An 18,075-nucleotide genomic window follows, 5' to 3' on the forward strand; every position below is an offset into this window, starting at 1 on the left:
GGCTCGGTCGGGACTAAACTAAGGTTGTTTCGGCAGCCGGGCAGCCTCTGGCTGCTCCTGGAGTAAGTTTCTGAGTTCTTTCACCACGCTCGCCTGGCTTTCCGCCAGATTGTGGGTTTCTAGAGGATCTTCCTGATAGTCATACAGCTCCAGATCCGCGGTCTCAGGAGCAGTTCCAGGTTCTTTCCATTCAACCAGCCGATAACGCTCGGTGCGGATGGCACGTCCCATCACCTGCTTGCCATCCCGCTGCCTTGGGAAGGCATGAGTGGCATAAGCACGCACACGCACGCTCGGGTCTTTGAGCACGGGCACGAGGCTGGTTCCATCCAGAGGTTGAGGGCCCGGATGTTTCGGTAATCCAGCGAGTTCGACCAGGGTCGGCAGCACATCCACCGTCTCCGCAGGCTGCCTTGTGTGGCTGCCGGGCTGAGTCACTCCTGGGGCGATGATGAACAGCGGAATGCGGTTGGCCTGTTCATAATTGGTGTGCTTGGTCCACATGCCGTGATCTCCCAGATGCCAGCCATGGTCTCCCCAGAGCACGATGATCGTGTTCTGAGCCAGTTCCAGACGATCCAGTTCATCCAAAACACGGCCCAACTGCGCGTCCATAAAGCTGACTGCAGCATAATAGCCGTGAATCAAAGTGCGCTGGGTGTCCTCCGTGAGAGGCGGGTTCTCAGGGATTGGTGTGTAGTTGTTCAGCTCCCCCAGAGTCTTGCCTGCATATTCAGGCGCCCCATCTGGAGGCGTGGTCCGCTGGGCCAAAGCAAAGGCAGAGCGATCATGCATCTCCCAGTATTGACGCGGTGCAGTGAAGGGTAAGTGAGGCTTCACAAACCCGAGCGCGAGGAACAAAGGTTCATCAGGCTTGGCCTTTGCCGCCTGCAAACTGCGGATTCCCGCGTCGGCAATCCGGCCATCTGCATAGGCGTTGTCCGGCACGTCCAGGTTTTCCCAAGCGGCTCCCTTGGGTAGGGTGCGGATCTTACCCAGCTTCTGATTGCTAAAGAAAGCCTCTTCACGAGTCAGCTTGCCATTGGCGGAGTTCACCGGGTCCAGATACTCCACCACCTTGTCCTTGATAGGAGGGACACTCCAGGAGGCTTCATCATCATGATTGCCATGCCCGGTATGCAGGATCTTGCCGATGGCCTCGGCACGCCAGCCATGCTGCTTGAAGTATTGAGGTAGAGTCACCGCATCCGGCACCGCTTTGCGGAAGTTATCCGAGAGATTGTAGATACCCAGCGAGGTGGACCTCGAACCTAACAAGAGGTTATTCCTGGAGGGTGCACACACGGCTTGATTGCAGAAAGCCAAGTCGAAGCGCATGCCACGCGCTGCCAAGCGATCCAGATTGGGCGTTTTAGCCAAAGCGTCCCCATAGCAGCCAATGTTCGGCTTCAGGTCATCCACGCAGATGAGCAGGATGTTTGGCTTATCGCTCGCCGCATGGAGCGCTTGGCTCGTGGCTGCGAGCAGCAGTGCCGAGAATGTGAAGAGTCGTTTGATCATTCGTTCTCCTTCTTTTTACGCTTCCCAGCCTTCTTGGCAGGCAGCGGATCGCCATGCGGCAGTCCCCAGATCCAAGGGATGACCTGGGATTTCTTGGCCCAGACAAGCCACTGTTCTGACAGGGTCTTCACTCGCTCCGGCTGACTGCTGGAGAGATCATTCTGCTCGGTGCGATCAGCCTCCATGTCATAGAGTTCCCACTCGCCACGCGGTCCCTTAGCCACCAGCTTCCAGCGGCCATCACGCACCGCACGATTGCCTTCATGCTCGAAGAAGATGGGGCCTTGGCGATTCACCGATTCACCGGCCATCGCAGGTTTTAGACTCACGCCCTGGAGCGGTGTGATCTTGTGCCCTTGATACTCGCTGGGATAGGTTGCCCCGGCGACATCCACACAGGTCGCCATGAGGTCGATCAAGTGAGCAGGCTGGCTCTCCAAATGGTCCTGCCGAGGGGCGGGAATGCCTTGTGGCCAATGCGCCACCAGGGGGGTGCTGACGCCCCCCTCATGCACCCAGTGCTTGTATTCGCGGAAGGGCGTATTGCTCACATTCGCCCAGGCTTCGCCATAGCCGTGATAGGTATCCGCCGGCCCAGGCAGCACACCATAACCTTGGCGGATGGGATACCCATCGCGGGTTTGTTTGGGAATCATGTCGGGCTGTAGATCCGCCGCGGCCATGGCGGGTAGAGAGGGCTTGTCCGCACGGGGGGTGAAGGGACCATTCCGGCCCATGGGCTCTGCACAACCGCCATTGTCTTGGAGGAAAAGGATCAGCGTGTTCTCATACTGCCCTTGCTTCTTCAGCTCCGCCACGACGCGACCCACGCCTTGATCCAGACAGTCAATCATGGCGGCAAAGACCTCCATGCAGCGGATCTCAAACTCTCGGTTCCCCACCTCACTCCAGGCCCCGCCCGCCTGAGCCGCCACCTGCCAGGAATCCGACAGCAGGCCGAGCTTCTTCATCTTCGCCACACGAGCCGCGCGGATAGCATCGTAACCGGCATCGTATTTGCCTTTGTATTTGGCAATGTCTTCCGGCTTGGCATGCATGGGCCAGTGGGGAGCGGTCATGGCCATATACATGAAGAAAGGTTCTTTCTGATGCTCGCGGCTGTGATCGGCCACGAAGCGCACCGCGTTATCCGCGATGGCATCCGTGTAGTAGAAGTCCTTCGGCTGATACTCGGCATCCGCAAACGGCGAGATGAAGGTGTTATCGCGCGTCAGCGTATTCGGATCGTAAAAGCTCCCTGCGCCATGGATCGTGCCATAGAATCGATCAAAGCCGCGCTGGAGCGGCCAGTTACTCTTGTCCTGTTCCCCCGCAGGCTGGGTCTTCTTCGTCACGTGCCATTTCCCCACCATGTAGGTGCGATAGCCCGCAGGCTTGAGAACCTCCGCGATCGTCACCGAATCCCGACTCAGCTCCCCGCGATAGCCATCCAGGCCCTTGTCCTCCATCATGTGCCCAATCCCAGCTTGGTGCGGATACAGACCGGTGAGCAAAGAAGCCCGGGTGGGGCAGCAGCGACCCGTGTTATAGAACTGTGTGAAGCGTACCCCCTTATGTGCCAAGGCATCGAGATTCGGCGTCTGGATCTCACTGCCGTAGCAACCGAGATCCGAATACCCCATGTCATCCGCCATGATGAGGATGATGTTAGGCCGCGATGCTGCCAGCACCTGACTGGCAGCGAGAAGGACGAGACTGAAGAGCGTGGTGAAGCGCATGCACCCTATGACGACAAGAATCCTCCACTCTTACGCCCTGAGAAGGCACCGCCACCTATCTGGAATCCAAGTGGGCTTCCATTCGACACGAGCCATCGCTCGTGTTCGCGAGCAAAGACATCGTGTGGACATGAAACACTCACCCTCACCCAGCCTCTCCCTCAAGGGAGAGGGGCGAATCGCTTGGTCTGCTTTTATCGAAGGCCCCCAGACATCCTCCCTCTCTCCGCTTGCGGGGGTGAAACCCGCGTAGCGAAAGGGCTGGGGTAGGGGCGTGCTGAGAGGTCTTCCCTTTCTGAAGCCACGGGCCCTCAGCCAACTTTGATCAGCCCGCCGCCTCACTGGCCGCTTTGATGGCCTCCAGTTCCTCCCAGCGGGCATAAAGGCTCGCTACCGCCTGTTTCGCCTTCTCCAGCTCGGCAATCAACCCCTCGGCCTCAGTGGAGCGGGTGATGTAGAAGGAGGGATCGTTCAGCGTGCCATCCAGTTCCGCCACCTTCTCCTCAGCGGCTAAGATGGTTTCCTCGATGACTTCCAGTTCACGAGTTTCCTTGAAGCTCAGCTTTCGAGGTTTGGTGTTCGTTCGAGCCGCAGTGGGTTTCTCCTGCTTGGCAGGTGCGGACCAGAGTTTATCCCGGGCCTCACGCTCCTTACGCTTCTCCAGGTAGTAGCTGTAGTTCCCCTCCTGCACATGCACGCCACCTTCCTCAAAGGCCACGATCTGATCACAGACACGGTCCAGGAAATAGCGGTCATGACTTACCACGATGGTGCTGCCTTCGAAGCTGGTCAGGGCTTCCTCTAAAATACGCAGACTTTGCAGGTCCAGATCATTGGTCGGCTCATCCAGCACGATCACGTTGCCCCCGCGCTTGAGCACCTTGGCCAGCATCAGACGGGCGCGTTCTCCACCCGAGAGACGATCCACCCGTTCATTGGTGCGATCATCGTTAAAGAGGAACCGCCGCAGGTAACCTCGGGCCCCCAGCTTCTGCTGACCAAAGAAGACGACATCATCCTGATCCGCCACTTCCTCCAGCACGGTGCCCTCGCCATTCAGCTGCATGCGGGTCTGGTCGATGTAGTTAAACACCACCTTCTTCCCCACCGTGGCCTTGCCTTCATCCGGTGGCCGCTGGCCCATGCAGATGCGTAGCAGCGTGGTCTTCCCCGCTCCATTACGCCCCACGATGCCCGTGCACTGACCGGGGCGGAAGACGATGTCGAGGTTCTTGAAAAGCCACCGCTCCCCCGTCTCTGTATCCACCTTACCGCCGACGTTTTCCAGGTTCACGGCGATGTCTCCCATCTCCGCCGCTGGGGGTAACAACAAATCCATCTCCCGTTCTTCAGGCGGGGCCTCCTGCCCCTCGATGGCATAAAAAGCATCCAGGCGGCTGCGTTGCTTCGTGCCTCGGGCTTTCACCCCTGCACGCACCCACTCCAGCTCTGTGCGCAGGAAGCGCTGACGGCGACGCTCCGCCTGTTCAGCGATGGCTTGGCGTGCAGCTTTGCTTTCCAGGAAGGCCGTGTAGTTCCCCGGGTGGGAATAACAGACGCCATCCGCCAGCTCGATGATTCGTGTGGCGATGACATCCAGAAAGTAACGGTCGTGAGTGACAAAGATCACCGCCCCTGAGAAGTTCTTCAGCGTGTCTTCCAGCCAGCGGATGGAGTCGGAGTCCAAGTGGTTGGTCGGCTCATCCAGCAGCAGCAGATCCGGCTGGGCCACCAACGCCCGACACAGAGCCACGCGGCGTTTTTCCCCCCCGGAAAGCGGAGCCACCTTGGCATCCAGAGCCGGGGCGGATAAAGCCGTGGCCGTCGCACGAATCCGGGCCTCCAGGTTCCAGCCATCGGCCGCCTCGATCTGGTGCAGCATCTCCGCCAGTTCGGCCTCACTCCCCTCCCCTGCTTCATAACGCGTCAGCCAGCTCATCAGATCCGCCGCGCCGGATTGGATGTTCTCCAGCACCGTCTTCTCCCCATCCAGTTCGAATTCCTGCGGCAGATAGCCCATACGCAAACCTCGACGCAGGGACAGATCGCCACTGTCCGGCCGCTCCACACCCGCCAGGATCTTCAGCAGGCTCGTCTTACCACAGCCATTGCGGCCCACCAGCCCCACTTTCTCCCCGGCAGATACCGCCAGCGTCACGGCCTCCAGCAGGAGCTGGTTGCCGTAAGAGAGCGCGAGTTCGGTCGCAGAAAGGAGAGCAGCAGTCGGAGGAGGCATGAGAGGGCCTGAGACATACCCAGGAGAAAGCCCCCTGCCAGAGCGAATGCAGGCGCCATGGTCAATATCTGCTGCATCATGTCGGATCTTAGCGACGTTGTTTTCACCTCGCATGAAATCCTTCCTTTTCACCCTTGCCGCCGCCTTTCTCCTCATGACCACCGCCCCTGCTGCCGAAGCCCCCTATCGCCACGTCGTCCTCTTCAAGTTCAAAGACAGCGCCAGCCCCGAGCAAGTCCAGGACATCGAAAAGGCCTTCGGTGAGCTGGCGACGAAGATCGACACCGTCAAAGGGTATGAGTGGGGCATCAACGTCAGCCCTGAAGGTCTCAACGACGGCTTCACCCACTGCTTCTTCGTCACCTTTGCCGACAAAGCCGGACTGGAAGTTTACCTCCCCCACGCCGCCCACCAGGAGTTTGTGAAACAGCTCAAACCCCTGCTCGATAAGGTCTGCGTGGTGGACTACGTGGCCAAGTAGAGACGCCAAACGCACGGTCGCTCGAGGCTGCTCTGAGGAGGTCAGGCAGGTGTCCTACCGTCAAGGGATCGTCACTTGCCCCCTCAAGGGGCAAGGCTCCACCTAGCGTCATTCGCGTGACGGAATACCGCGTCACCTCGATGAACTGATCCAGCGAGGAAGCCATGCCCTAGCTGTCCATCCCAGGTCCCGTGCGAGCGGCTTTGGAACTGCCCAAGCCCATCACCCAGGTATCAATCCGTGTGCTTGCCAAGCTGCCTGAGCGTGCTGCTCTAAAAGATTGCTACCTGAGTCCGTTCCGGCGGATGATTGCACGTCTCACACTCCATGAAATACCACTTTGCCTCTGACAATACCTCCGGCGTCTGTCCTGAAGCCTGGCAAGCCATGGCGGAAGCAAACGTGGGCTACCATCCCAGCTACGGAGCCGATGCCATCACCGCCGAGGCCTGTGAGAGCTTCCGCCGTTTCTTCGATACCGACTGTGAGGTCTTCTTTGTCTTCAACGGCACCGCCGCCAACTCCCTCGCGCTGGCCTCTCTCTGCCAGAGTTATCACAGCGTCATCTGCAGTGACTTGGCCCATGTGGAAACCGACGAATGCGGGGCACCGGAGTTCTTCTCCAACGGCTCCAAGCTTCTCACGGCCAAAAGCTCGTTAGGCAAGCTGGACCCCACCGATGTGGAGCGCCTGATCACCCATCGCACCGATCTCCATTATCCACGCCCCAAGGCCCTGAGCCTGAGCCAGAGCACTGAGCTGGGCACCGTCTATCGCCCGGGCGAGATCGCCGGACTCTGCAAGCTGGCCAAGAGCCACGGCCTGCATGTGCATATGGACGGAGCCCGCTTCTTCAATGCCCTGGCTGCGCAAACAGCCACTCCTGCCGACCTCACCTGGAAAGCCGGGGTGGATGTGCTCTGCTGCGGCGGCACCAAGCTCGGCATGGCCGTGACCGAAGCCGTGGTCTTCTTTAACCACGACCTCGCTCGCGACTTCGAATACCGCTGCAAGCAAGCCGGCCAACTGTGCTCGAAGATGCGCTTCATCTCCGCCCAGTGGCTGCGCATCCTGAATGATGACACCTGGCGCCAACATGCTGCCCGGGCCAATGGGCTCGCCCGCAAGCTGGCCGATGGTCTGGGCCAACTCCCCGGCGCTCAAATCCTCTACCCCGTGGATGCCAACGCTGTCTTTGCCCGCCTACCCGAGACCATGAAATCCGGTCTCAAAGAACGTGGCTGGATGTTCTACAGCTTCATCGGCGGTGGCTCACGCCTCATGTGCTCCTGGGCCACCACCGAAGCCGATGTAGACACCTTCATCGCCGATGCCCAAGCCTGGGCGTGAGGTAAATAAGGAGACTTGGTCCTAGCGACAGGAGCATTAAAAAGCCGGGGCCCGATCTCAATCAGGCTCCGGCTCTGTGAAGTAGCGGGGTTTAATTAGAAGCGCACTTTCACACCCGCATAGGCACCAGTATCATAGGCAGGGAAACCAGCGGCTTCTTCATAGTTGTCGCCGAAGAGGTTCTCCACACGGGCAAAGAGCTCGACGTTCTTGTGCACCCGCCAAGCGACAGACAGACGGGCAACGAGGTAATCCTCGAGATCCGTTTGAGCAAAGGTCACAGGATCGAAGTCCTCGCGGTCCATGACATAGGTGGCGGAGAGGCTGACGGTGACATCTTCCACCGGTTTGGCGATCACCCCACCGGAGATGGAGTGACGCGGACGGCGCACGAGGCGCAGATCGGCCAGAGTGTCGTCGGCATCAAGGTAGGTGTAGTTGGCATAGAAGCCGAGCTGATCGAGCGGCTGCCACTCGGCACCGAGCTCTACGCCACGCGTGCGGGCTTCTCCAATCGCGAGAAGGGAGAAGGTGGACAGATCAAACTGATAAGTGTCCTCGATGTCGTTGTGGAAGTAAGTGGCGCTGAACTTGGCTTTGGCGGCGGGAATCGGCTGCTCAAAGCCGACCTCGTAACCCCGGCTGCGCTCAGGCTTGGCCAGTAGGGCGTTGCCAAACAAAGCGGGTTCACGATCCTGCGGAGATGGAGGGGAGAAGGCGGTGCCGTAGTTGGCATGGAGGAGGGTTTGCAAGACAGGCACGCGGTAGCTCAGGCCGACGCGCCACGTGACGGCGTCCTCGAAATCGGAGTAGTTATCGTAACGCAGACCGGCGACGAAGTTCAGTCCCTCCGCAATCTCCATCTGAGACTGCGCATAGAGAGCCCAGTTGGTCTCATGCTGGCTGATGTCCTGGATACCAGTGTCATCATTAAAACGATCATAACCCATATCTTGAAACCAAGCCCCAGCGGTCAGCGTCCACCAGTCGGTGGCTTTGACCTCGCTCTGATATTCCAGAAACTGGGTCTCCACCGTGATGCGATTGTTGGGGCTGAAGGAGCTGGTGGAGCCTGTAGCTGCCTGACGGAAAGCATTGTAGGAGTAGGTCAGCGTCTGTCGCCAATTCTCCGTGGTATCCCAGATGAGGCGGGGCGAGATGTTCCAATACTCGGTGCGGAGTTGAACATTGGGATTGTTAGCCAGACGATTGCCTGGATTTCCCACGATGGCTTCATAGTAGTTACCATCCAGTTCAAAGCGCAGCGTCTCGGTGATCTGATACCCCACGCGCCCCGCTCCCCCGGTCTGTTGGAACTGGCTGTTGATGCGCTGTCCCTGGAGGTCCGAGCGATTGAAATCAAACGCCCAGTCCAAGTCAGCAGCAGAACCCAACGTGCTCACGCCCTCGCGAAAGCTGCCGTAGCTACCGGCCTCGAAGAACGCGGTGGTCTCGGGTTTCTCCACACCGCGTCCGCTGCGGGTGATGATGTTGATGACTCCACCGATGGTCTTACCTCCATAGAGGCTAGAGGCGGGTCCTCGTAGAACTTCGATTCTCTGGATGTTATCCAGGGGAGTGGTCTCGATGTTGTAGAGACCGGCTAGGTTCATGGGGATGGGGCGTCCGTTGATGAGCAGCGAGGTATGCTCCGATTTGGTGCCACGCATCAGCACGGTGGTGATGGTGCCAGGCCCTCCACGGTCGGCGAGAGTGAGACCGGGAACCCGGCGCAGAGCTTCCACCAAGGTGGGGTAGTTTTCGCGCTCCAGTTCCTCACGATCAATCACAGTGACGGAGGAGGCGGTCTTCCATGACTCGGTTTCCGTCTTCGTGGCGGTAACGACAATCTCGGGGAGGAGCTTGGTATCCTTGGTTTCTGGAGCAGCTTCTCTCGCCGGTTCAGCGGAGAGCAGCAGATAGGGAGTGATTGCGATAGCGATGCCAGCCGTGCCGATGATGGAACGGAGGCCATAGGTTTTTGATGTCATTAGGTCTTGCTAAGGTGCGGCAAGAGCGAGCACACAAGCCGAGGCGGCAGCCTGAAACAGACTGACCTAGCTTGGGCATTCGATCCCACCCTTCATTGTTGCGATGAAGTGTGAACCCGCCTGTCTCCCCATGGAGGAGCGGGTGTGAGCATTCGGAGAGAGATATTCGGACTCCGGGTTTGTGAGGATGACTCCTCGCCTTTTTCACTCGCCTTCACCGGCAGTTACCCACCGATTGACTTTGCCTGCCGCTCATCACTGAACCGCATGTTGTGAAATTGTGACCCGATACCGCAGCGCCACTGTGACCGATTCTCACGGTCTTCCCTGCATCTACGAAAGGCTGCCATGTCATTCATGCATGACGTGGACTTGATAAAGAAAACGCATCAGGGGCTGACGCGCCGTGCCTGCCCATAGCTGGGGTCTGAGGCGCGTGCAACGGCAAATCTTTATCGCCCGCCTGGCCGGTTAAAGATCGAGCCTGGACGTTTCGGCTCGGCCTGGGGGGAAGCTTTCCGCGTGGCCTCACCTGAGATCCGCTGCGCCTCTTTCATGGTCTCCACACTCGGCGGAGCCCGATCATCCTTATCATTGTCCATGCGTAGCAGATTGGACGACCATTTGGTGTTATTGATCGGACCGGTGCCTCGGTATTCCAGCAGTTCGCTGAAAGGAAGGAAAACCAATCCGGGCAGCCCACGGATGCGCACTTGAGCGGTGACGTCCACATCATCACGAATGAAGTCGATGCGGCCGCTGAGGGCCATTTTAAACACGCTGGTCAGAGCTTCGAAGTTTTTGGTCACCACAAAGCCATCCGCCACTTCAAAGGTGCAATTGCCTTCTTTGGCGACATTGTAACCTTTGATCGTGCCAGGCAGAACGCTGCCTAACAAAGGGGTTAGAGGCCCCAGAATGGGCACGGTGTACAGGTTACCATTCACGATGATGGCTGCACCACCGCCTTTCAGGGCCATCCAATCATTCATTTTCCCTTCGAACCGAAAGTGGCCGGTGATGTCACCTTCCGTATCGTTGTTCTTCGAATAGATCTGGGCTAACTGCGGCAAGCTCACACCGTCTAGGCGCAACTCTCCCTGATAGGGCTCCGGCTGCACGCGTTCGTTCAGTGATCCTTTGAGGGAGAAACGCCCGCCTAACAAAGCCGACCTGATATCGAAGGAGGTGGTGCTGCCCTTACTGGCCACATTGGCAATCACATCCTCGAAGGGCATGTCCTTACTGAACACCTCATACGGGAATTTGCCCGCTTTGACGGCCACACTGAAGTCGTTCGTCCCAGGAGCCAGATCTACATTTCCCTTCGCATTCATCGGCTGGCCAAAGAGCCGACCATCGATATCAAAGCGTAAGTCATCCCCTTTGAAGACCAAGTGGCCTTCCGGCGCTGAAATCAGATGGTCTTCTCCCATCAACACATAGTGGCCCGTCCCTGAAGGATGACGAAACTTCACTTCAAAGTCATTCCGAGTCGAATCCTTGTAATAGATGATGCCGTCCATCTCCACCGATGTGGTGGCTGGAAGACGGTATTTGGCGATCGCTCCCGCCACTTTGGGAGCAAAACAACTCGTCACGGCAACAGGATCTAGGCCTGCACGGATGCCTTCCAAGCGAACCCACTTTTCACGATCATCCACATGCACGTGAGCCACCTGCCCTACCCCTTCCTCGCGCTCAAGCTTGCCGTTACGGAAATGCATCACCGGCCCCTGGAACTCCACATCCGCTTCCATCAATTCCAAGTCCACGCCTCGATAACGGAAGTGACGGAGTTCACCACGCCCGGCGTTTAAGCATTCTTGCAGGTCTGCTTTGGGCCCAGAACCTTCGATTTCAAAGTAGATGTTCGATTTGGAGTTAAACTGAAATCGCGAGATAATCTCACGAGTCTGCGGCATCTTTGCAAACGGCAAAAACGCATTGGGGTCCATGCGCAGCACCGCACGGTAACGAAACCCTTCCGTATCATGAGACAAAGCCTGGGCGGACAATGTCCCCGTTTCATGCTTCAGCAGGAGGTCACGGATATAGACTCCTTCGGGGGCGACTCCGATATTCGCTTCAAGGCCGTCGAAGACAGCTCCACGGGTGCTGAAGCGCCCACAATCCAAACGCCCGGTGGCGATGAGCGGCCGCTTACCTTTGGCCAGAGGACCATCCACGAACCAAGTGCCGTTGAGAGCAAGGTGTGGGGTGCCGTAGAAAACAATCTCGCGCAGATTATCGCTGTTCAAAAAGGCCTGAGCCAGATTCGGCAGATCTGCACTGGAAGTCATTTGGAAACGCAGTTCTGGGGTTCCCATCCGCCAGGTGGCACTGGCATTCACCTGCCCTGTCGGATCCTTCAGATACAGCCGAGTCAGATCAATCAGCCCCGCATTGTATTCAGCTTCCGCGACGAGATCTTCGCAGACGTAGGTATCGTAACGCAAACCGGAGACTTCAAAAAACAACCGTGCCACCAACTCCAGCGGTCGATCCATCGCGCCATTGACCTCCAGACGGAGCTTGGGCACCGAACCGAACTTAAATCGGTGCAGCCAATCGAGCCCTTTTTGAATGCGCCGATGATGGGAATTCAGCACCTCCATCTGATGACTGACGGAAAGGTTGGGCAGTTGCATCTTGGGCGCATCATCCGCCTTCTTTTCCGGCAGCGTCAACATGCCGGTGATGCTGAGATGAATCCCAGATAAGACTCCCTCCGCCTGACGAATCTCCAGCACGCCTTCGCGAAGAAAGGCACGTGCGCTGAAGTCTTCCATGGTGATCATGGTCTGAGCGCCCCCAGCATCATCGACAGGCAAAGAGACACTGGCATGGCTGAGGTCGAGTCCATTGACGACAAACTTCTTTTCCAGAAGCTTTCCATAGTCGAAGTCCAGGTTCAGACGATCTACGGAAGCTAAAACATGCGAGCGCTCCGCATCTGAAAAGAGCCGCACATCTTTAGCGATCAGTCCGCCAAAAGGATTCAGCAGGAGCTTTTTGAAGTCCATGTGCAGGCCCCGCTCAGCAAGCTGCCCCACGATGAATTCCCGCCACTGCTTGGCAAAGGAGTCCGTCCCTGCATAGACTGCCGCCGCCAGCAAAATACTGGCGAAGCCGAGCTTAAACAGTCGTCGGAGCAGCCTCTTCATCGAGACGATAAACTAGCCGCCTGAATAGCCCTGACAAGGCGACTGTCACTCGAAGCTGCATTTCTCGCCTCGCTGGGAGACTTTTTCCTGATTGCTGCTTGGAGCAATCTCGCGGAGCTTGAAGATTCCATGCGCCAATCCACCTATATTCACGCCTCTCAAAAGACCGACGTTATCACTCGGTGGCGTGGGATGGGAGCCGTGTTAGCCATTGCCTTTTACAGCCTTTTCTTTGCCGCGCACCAACAGTTCCGCGACAGCCCCATCTACGTGCGTGACGGTCTTTTATTCGGTGCTGAAAGTCAGACCGTTTTCCAAGACCTGACCACGACACGCACTGGTAATCACCGCCAGATTGGCCCGGAGCATTCCGTCTTTACTCTTTTGCATCAGGGCCCCACCCAAGCTCTAATTCACGGGTGGCAATGGCTCGGCCAAGATCTCAATCAGGCCAAAAAATACAGTGTCGCCCTGCTGACCTGCCTCGCAGGTGCCCTGACGGTGGTCATGGTTTATCATTCCCTACTCTGGAGCGGCGTTGTTTCCTTGAGGGCCGTGATGATCTCGGTGATCTGTGGTGCCAGCACCTGCCTGTTCGTGACAGCGCCTTTACCAGAGGTGTGGGTCTTCGCCGGACTTGGCCTGGCTGCTCTCATGGCTGTTACCGCCAGGGGCGCTCTGGCTCCCTGGTGGTTGCATGGTCTTGTCAGTATCTACGCCATAGGCTGCTTCGTGGGTAACGTATTGCCAGCCCTCCTCATGGCCCTGGCTCGCTGTGCTTACGATAGCAGTCAGCAACAACGCTTCATCGTCCGCCCACTTCTAGTGGTGCTGGTGGCCATCACCGTCAGCTTCGGTCTGGCGAATCTGCAACGCGTGATCTATCCCCAATCTACCCCTCTCCCAACCCGGCTGACCGACTGGAAAATCCGCAGTGAACCGTGGATCTCCACCCGGGAGAATGCAGGCCTGGTCTCACGGGAGGTTTTTCTAGCCAACATCGTGGCACCCAGAGTCGTCTCAACGGAAGCCGATAACGGGTTGGGAAACCGCCGCCGTGTCGTGCTGGCGGGAGCTGCCTGGCCCAAGCTCAATTTTCAGAACGGCATCATGGCGGGCTGGCTGCTCCTGCTTGCTCTCGCCTTTGCGGGGTTGGTGTGGCGTGCTCAGATGGACCCATTCACCTTGGGCATCGTCAGCATCCTGGTCTGGTGCCTCGCAGCACTACCCTGGTATGGAGATCTAGATCGGCTCCTCGTCCAGGCCTGTCTCTGGACACCAGCCGTGGTCATTGCCGTGGGGCTTGGTTTAGAGCGTAGCTTGGAGCATTGGCCACGGGCTAAACTGCCCATTACCTTCCTCCTGGTCGCCTTCGTCTGCACCCAAATCACGCGCAATTGGATGTTTCTTCAGGAAGTCGTCGCTCAGTTGAAGTCGAAGGTCGGCTAGACGTTTCCTGAGATCATTTGCCGGGCTTGGATAACTCAGCCACCTTGGCCGCTAACTGGTCAAACGAAAGGCGGTCACGGTTATTCTTTCCCACATATCGAAAGACTTCCTTGCCATCTGGGCCGATCAAAACGGTGGCGGGATAATGCACCACCTGGCCATGAAAGGCATAACCATCAGGGATTTCAAAGGCTTTGGCCAATGCCGCATCGGGGTCACGATAGATCGGCGTCTTGGCGAGCTCTTCAGGCGGCAGTTGATCCGCCCATGCACGAATCTCTTCTTCCGTATCCGGTTTCACAAACACCTGGATGACGTTCGGCAGAGCGGCCGCCTTGGTCATGTGTTCTCGGGTATGGCGCAAGCACACCGGACACTCCGTCTTCAATAAAAAGTGAAGAGCCACAAATTGGCCTTTGGCCGCTTGGAGTGAAAAGGAGCCCGTCTCACTCACTGACTTGAGGGTGAAATCGTCAGGGGGAGCGGCGAAGACTCCCACACAGGTGACCACCCACAAAGCAAAGGATATAAAAGTTTTCATAACGGCTCCTTTGAGAAGCCGCATCCTCTCTTTTATTCCAAACTAAGGAACAAAAACGCATTCACGCCTTGGTCGCCAAAGCGAGCACCGATTGGAAATGAGGGCTCTGACTTTCACGATGAACCACGCTGCTTTCCGCATCCCGGAAACCGGCACGGCCTAACAACTCATGCAACTCGGCTTCCGAGAACCCCAACCAAACATCGGCATAAAGCTCACGAGCTTTTTCAAACTGGTGCTTGAGCAGGTCCAGAATCACAATCCTGCCTCCTGGCTTGAGGATGGCGTGAGCGGCCTTGATGGCCCGCTCAGGATTTAGCGCATGATGCAGCGCCTGGCTTAAAAACACGAGGTCCACCGAGGCGTTTTCAATCGGAGGCTCCTCAATATCCCCCAACCGATACTCGAGATTGGAGAAGCCATGCTTGGAGGCCAATTCTGCACCATAAGCCACCATCTTCTCACTGTTGTCCACAGCGATAACCTTCTGCGCCCTCTGAGCCAGCAATTGCGAAAGCGTCCCCTCGCCCGCCCCGAGATCGGCAATGATGAGAGGCGGCATCAGTTTCAGCAGCGTTTCCCCCAAGCCCTTCCAAGAACGCCCGGGAATGTAATGGCGACCAAACTTTCCCGCCAAGGTATCAAAGTAAGCCTGAGCCGCACGAGTGCGCTTACGCAAAACCACTTTGAGAGCGGCAGCGTCTTTTTTCACTTCTTTCAGTTCTGCTCCCGCTGCCTCAAGCAGCGCCATGAAGTGCTCATGCGCACTCTTCTCTTTGCTCGAAGGTTCATCCAACTGATAAAGACGGTTTTTACCGCTGCGACGGTCACTCACTAATCCGGCTGACTTGAGCTTGGCCAACTGAGCGGAAATGTTCGACTGTGGTAAGGCCAAGACTTCCTGCAACTCGGCCACACTGAGCTCCTCCTGACCGAGGAGCAGCAAAATCCTCACCCGCGTCGGGTCGGCAATCAAGCTCAGTGATTTCAAGATGGATGGCATAACCAGATCTTATCAACATATGATCATTCATCAATATTTGATGATCATCAACGACGAAGAGATCTCTGTTCCCACTAGCGAGCATACTTCCACATCCACTCCGCCACTGTGGCATAGATAGGAAAATCGGTGATGAGAACATTGTCGTGGTCTGCGCCAGGAACCTCCACCCATTGTTTGACCAGGGATTCCGGTAAAGCTTCATAGAGCCTACGTCCAGACTCCATCGGCACCACATGATCCTGGGTGCCATGCGCAATGAGTGTCGGCATCCGCAAACGAGCCGCATGAACCCTTGGCTGAATGGCCGAGACAGCTAGGCCAGAGCGCCAGGAATAGGCCTCACTTGCAGCTCCCGCCCAGAGCCCGCCCAACCAAGCTCCTGTCATCTTCTGGGCTTGAACCTCAATCGCGGGCCCCAACGCATCGAAACTCGAAATCACCACTAAGGCACGCCATGGAGCATCCGGCTGATCCGCCGCATGAACGGCCACCGAACCACCCATGGACATCCCAAGCAAACCCGCAGGTTGTGGTGCAAAATGGAATCGCTCACTGGCCTCCTTCAACAAGCGCACAGGTAACCCAGCCTCTCTTACGCCATAATAGATCATTTGGCCCGGATGTTCTCCATGCGCAGGCATGTCAGCCAGCAGGCAACGAAATCCCACCGCACAAAGGCGTTCAGCGATGAGCAAGTAGTCCTCTTTACGGGCCTTACGCCCATGCACGAGGACCAAAGTTCCCACCACTTGTCCCGCGGGCTTCAACTCGATACCTCGATCCAGCATCTGCTGACGAATCTTCAGCCCTCGCTGTCCGAGCTTACCCTCAGCGACCGGTTCACATAGGATGGAGGGCGTGCCGTCACTCAGAGACCACTTTTCCAACCGCACCCCATGCGATGCGGGGTCGGCAAGAAACTCGAGATGGTAATCATGAAGGGGCCGCCCCCGGGCTGGCTAACTCCTCCCCAGCCATCCAAATCAATGCCCCCACGATCAGGACAGAAATCGCGAGGATCAAGATAACCACATTTCGAAAAAGCCTGAAAGACATCTTTATAAAATACGAGCGCCTCCCTGAGGGAACAACATCGCTATTCCGGTATCTGAGTCAAACTCCACACTTGTGGATTTAGCTTCAAACTCTCAAACAGCATACCATCACCGACGGTGATCCAGACGAATTCATCAGGGAGTGAAGGTGAGCTTCCCATCCATTTTCTTCTTCCCATCCCTCATGTCATCTTATTAAACTGCTGATATGTCAGACCAAATTTGGCACCTCATCAAAGCTTCCGACAATCAAGAGTTTGGCCCGATCACCACCGAGACGCTTCTCGGCTGGGCCAGTGAAGCGAAGATTTCGCCCATGGACAAGCTCTCCAATGACGGACGCCAGAATTGGCTGAGAGCACCGATGGTGAAGGAGTTGCAGATGGATTGGCTCATCCAGATGCCCGACCAGTTCCTTTACGGTCCGACCAATGTGGCGACCATCCAAGAGTTCCTCGCCTCAGGGCAAGTGGACGGCAACGTCGTGCTCATCAATTGCCTTGATGGCTCCGAGTCGCGCTTGAATGAACAGCCGTTCTACAGCTTCAGTCCCCAACACATGCGGAGTGCCGAGACCACGCACGTTGGCACCCAGTGGCCCGACGCGCAGCGGGGCAGCACGGACACCATGCTTCATCAGCGCATCAGTCTCCTCGAACGACAGATCGTTGAATATCAGCGCAGTCTAGATCAGTGGGAAACGCACTATCACAGCCTACGGCAGCAGTTCTTGGAGGCTACGGGACGCGAGCCTCTCTGAGCACGCGGCTTGATTAGCCCCGAGTTTCAAAAATGGGCAGTCGCAACTTCCAACGCATGGCCGCTAAGCGGAGGACGAGGATGACGCTCATGGCTGCATAGCGATGCCAGCCCGCAGACGGCAGCCACTGTTGCATCAGAATGAACACCATGGCTCCGATACAAACGGCCGTGGCGTAAAGATCCACTTCGGGACGAAACACCCACGGAATCTCGCCACGGAGCACGTCCCGCAAAATGCCTCCCGCAACGGCGGTCACAATCCCCAACAAGACCGCAACTAAGGCAGGCGCCTCCATAAAGAGGGCTTTCTCAGTGCCGACGATCCCAAACAACGCTAGGCCAAAGGCATCCGCGACGGCTAACGCACGGGCTGGCATTGGCATGAAACGAGCGAGGACGAAAGTCCCCACCGCTGCGACAATCGACCACGTAAGATAATCCGTGGCCTGGACCCAAAACACGGGACGAATGCCAAGGCAGAGATCTCGGACAGTCCCCCCGCCCACGGCGGTCACTAAGGCAAGAACCACGGCCCCGAAGAGATCCATCCGTTTGCCCTCCGCCGCTAAAACGCCAGAGATGGCGCAAACAGCACAGGCAGAGTATTCGATCCAGGGAGGCATGCCCTATTCTGCCTTGTTTTTCACCAAAGCGATAAGCAAAGCGACGAAATCTTCTCTCCATTCACCCGCTGCCTTTGGCTCAAACATGAGGGAAAAGACTCTCAAAAGACGGAGCTTGTGAAATTTTTCACAAATTCGGGTTGCCCGTTGTAAA

13 protein-coding genes are annotated in these 18,075 nt (G+C 57.2%); 4 read left to right on the plus strand and 9 right to left on the minus strand.

Annotation, left to right across the window (positions count from 1 at the left end; translation table 11 throughout):
* Positions 1-18 precede the first annotated feature (18 nt).
* The 3 genes from B5D61_RS13930 to B5D61_RS13940 form a co-directional block, all read right to left on the minus strand.
* The gene (locus B5D61_RS13930) at positions 19-1,521 is read right to left on the minus strand and encodes a sulfatase (protein WP_078813976.1); all 1,503 of its coding nucleotides are present in this window, start codon (positions 1,519-1,521) and stop codon (positions 19-21) included.
* On the minus strand, positions 1,518-3,260 hold the full coding sequence (locus tag B5D61_RS13935) for an arylsulfatase (RefSeq protein WP_078813977.1): 1,743 nt from the start codon (positions 3,258-3,260) through the stop codon (positions 1,518-1,520). Before B5D61_RS13935 ends, B5D61_RS13930 begins: the two co-directional genes overlap by 4 nt.
* A 325-nt stretch (positions 3,261-3,585) precedes the next feature.
* Positions 3,586-5,496 (minus strand): ABC-F family ATP-binding cassette domain-containing protein, encoded by a 1,911-nt coding sequence (locus B5D61_RS13940; RefSeq protein WP_078814038.1) that lies wholly within the window; start codon positions 5,494-5,496, stop codon positions 3,586-3,588.
* 112 nt (positions 5,497-5,608) lie between these two features.
* Here B5D61_RS13940 and B5D61_RS13945 point away from each other — a divergent pair, with 112 nt between their 5' ends.
* Both B5D61_RS13945 and B5D61_RS13950 read left to right on the plus strand, forming a co-directional pair.
* The gene (locus B5D61_RS13945) at positions 5,609-5,977 is read left to right on the plus strand and encodes a Dabb family protein (RefSeq protein WP_078813978.1); all 369 of its coding nucleotides are present in this window, start codon (positions 5,609-5,611) and stop codon (positions 5,975-5,977) included.
* Positions 5,978-6,304: 327 nt separating this feature from the next.
* Positions 6,305-7,327 carry a threonine aldolase family protein gene (locus B5D61_RS13950; protein ID WP_078813979.1) on the plus strand — a complete coding sequence of 341 codons (1,023 nt, stop codon included), beginning with the start codon at positions 6,305-6,307 and terminating at the stop codon, positions 7,325-7,327.
* 95 nt (positions 7,328-7,422) lie between these two features.
* Here the strand turns inward: B5D61_RS13950 and B5D61_RS13955 are convergent, their stop codons facing one another.
* Complete coding sequence (locus B5D61_RS13955) at positions 7,423-9,318, minus strand: TonB-dependent receptor plug domain-containing protein (protein ID WP_078813980.1); 1,896 nt, start codon at positions 9,316-9,318, stop codon at positions 7,423-7,425.
* Between the two features lie 452 nt (positions 9,319-9,770).
* Positions 9,771-12,485 (minus strand): AsmA-like C-terminal region-containing protein, encoded by a 2,715-nt coding sequence (locus B5D61_RS13960; RefSeq protein WP_078813981.1) that lies wholly within the window; start codon positions 12,483-12,485, stop codon positions 9,771-9,773.
* Between the two features lie 129 nt (positions 12,486-12,614).
* Here B5D61_RS13960 and B5D61_RS13965 point away from each other — a divergent pair, with 129 nt between their 5' ends.
* Entirely contained in the window at positions 12,615-13,934 is a 1,320-nt protein-coding gene (locus tag B5D61_RS13965) for a hypothetical protein (RefSeq protein WP_139373256.1), read from the plus strand.
* 13 nt (positions 13,935-13,947) lie between these two features.
* Here the strand turns inward: B5D61_RS13965 and B5D61_RS13970 are convergent, their stop codons facing one another.
* The 3 genes from B5D61_RS13970 to B5D61_RS13980 form a co-directional block, all read right to left on the minus strand.
* Positions 13,948-14,475, minus strand: a complete 528-nt coding sequence (locus B5D61_RS13970; RefSeq protein WP_176159432.1) for a peroxiredoxin family protein — start codon at positions 14,473-14,475, stop codon at positions 13,948-13,950.
* 61 nt (positions 14,476-14,536) lie between these two features.
* Positions 14,537-15,478: an ArsR/SmtB family transcription factor gene (locus B5D61_RS13975; RefSeq protein ID WP_078813984.1), complete on the minus strand. Its 942-nt coding sequence runs from the start codon at positions 15,476-15,478 to the stop codon at positions 14,537-14,539.
* Between the two features lie 74 nt (positions 15,479-15,552).
* Positions 15,553-16,374: an alpha/beta hydrolase gene (locus B5D61_RS13980; RefSeq protein ID WP_176159433.1), complete on the minus strand. Its 822-nt coding sequence runs from the start codon at positions 16,372-16,374 to the stop codon at positions 15,553-15,555.
* 370 nt (positions 16,375-16,744) lie between these two features.
* Between B5D61_RS13980 and B5D61_RS13985 the strand changes: the two genes are divergently transcribed.
* Positions 16,745-17,296, plus strand: a complete 552-nt coding sequence (locus B5D61_RS13985; RefSeq protein ID WP_078813986.1) for a hypothetical protein — start codon at positions 16,745-16,747, stop codon at positions 17,294-17,296.
* A 13-nt stretch (positions 17,297-17,309) separates the two neighbouring features.
* On the opposite strand, the gene B5D61_RS13990 is transcribed toward B5D61_RS13985, so the two are convergent.
* Positions 17,310-17,921 (minus strand): trimeric intracellular cation channel family protein, encoded by a 612-nt coding sequence (locus B5D61_RS13990; RefSeq protein ID WP_078813987.1) that lies wholly within the window; start codon positions 17,919-17,921, stop codon positions 17,310-17,312.
* Positions 17,922-18,075 lie beyond the last annotated feature (154 nt).

The organism is Prosthecobacter debontii, assembly GCF_900167535.1.
Classification (GTDB): Bacteria; Verrucomicrobiota; Verrucomicrobiia; order Verrucomicrobiales; family Verrucomicrobiaceae; genus Prosthecobacter; species Prosthecobacter debontii.

Coding starts and splice junctions, on each gene's coding strand:
- B5D61_RS13930 (WP_078813976.1), bottom strand. CDS start 1,521: ATGATCAAACGACTCTTCACATTCTCGGCACTGCTGCTCGCAGCCACG.
- B5D61_RS13935 (WP_078813977.1), bottom strand. CDS start 3,260: ATGCGCTTCACCACGCTCTTCAGTCTCGTCCTTCTCGCTGCCAGTCAG.
- B5D61_RS13940 (WP_078814038.1), bottom strand. CDS start 5,496: ATGCCTCCTCCGACTGCTGCTCTCCTTTCTGCGACCGAACTCGCGCTC.
- B5D61_RS13945 (WP_078813978.1), top strand. CDS start 5,609: ATGAAATCCTTCCTTTTCACCCTTGCCGCCGCCTTTCTCCTCATGACC.
- B5D61_RS13950 (WP_078813979.1), top strand. CDS start 6,305: ATGAAATACCACTTTGCCTCTGACAATACCTCCGGCGTCTGTCCTGAA.
- B5D61_RS13955 (WP_078813980.1), bottom strand. CDS start 9,318: ATGACATCAAAAACCTATGGCCTCCGTTCCATCATCGGCACGGCTGGC.
- B5D61_RS13960 (WP_078813981.1), bottom strand. CDS start 12,485: ATGAAGAGGCTGCTCCGACGACTGTTTAAGCTCGGCTTCGCCAGTATT.
- B5D61_RS13965 (WP_139373256.1), top strand. CDS start 12,615: ATGCGCCAATCCACCTATATTCACGCCTCTCAAAAGACCGACGTTATC.
- B5D61_RS13970 (WP_176159432.1), bottom strand. CDS start 14,475: ATGAAAACTTTTATATCCTTTGCTTTGTGGGTGGTCACCTGTGTGGGA.
- B5D61_RS13975 (WP_078813984.1), bottom strand. CDS start 15,478: ATGCCATCCATCTTGAAATCACTGAGCTTGATTGCCGACCCGACGCGG.
- B5D61_RS13985 (WP_078813986.1), top strand. CDS start 16,745: ATGTCAGACCAAATTTGGCACCTCATCAAAGCTTCCGACAATCAAGAG.
- B5D61_RS13990 (WP_078813987.1), bottom strand. CDS start 17,921: ATGCCTCCCTGGATCGAATACTCTGCCTGTGCTGTTTGCGCCATCTCT.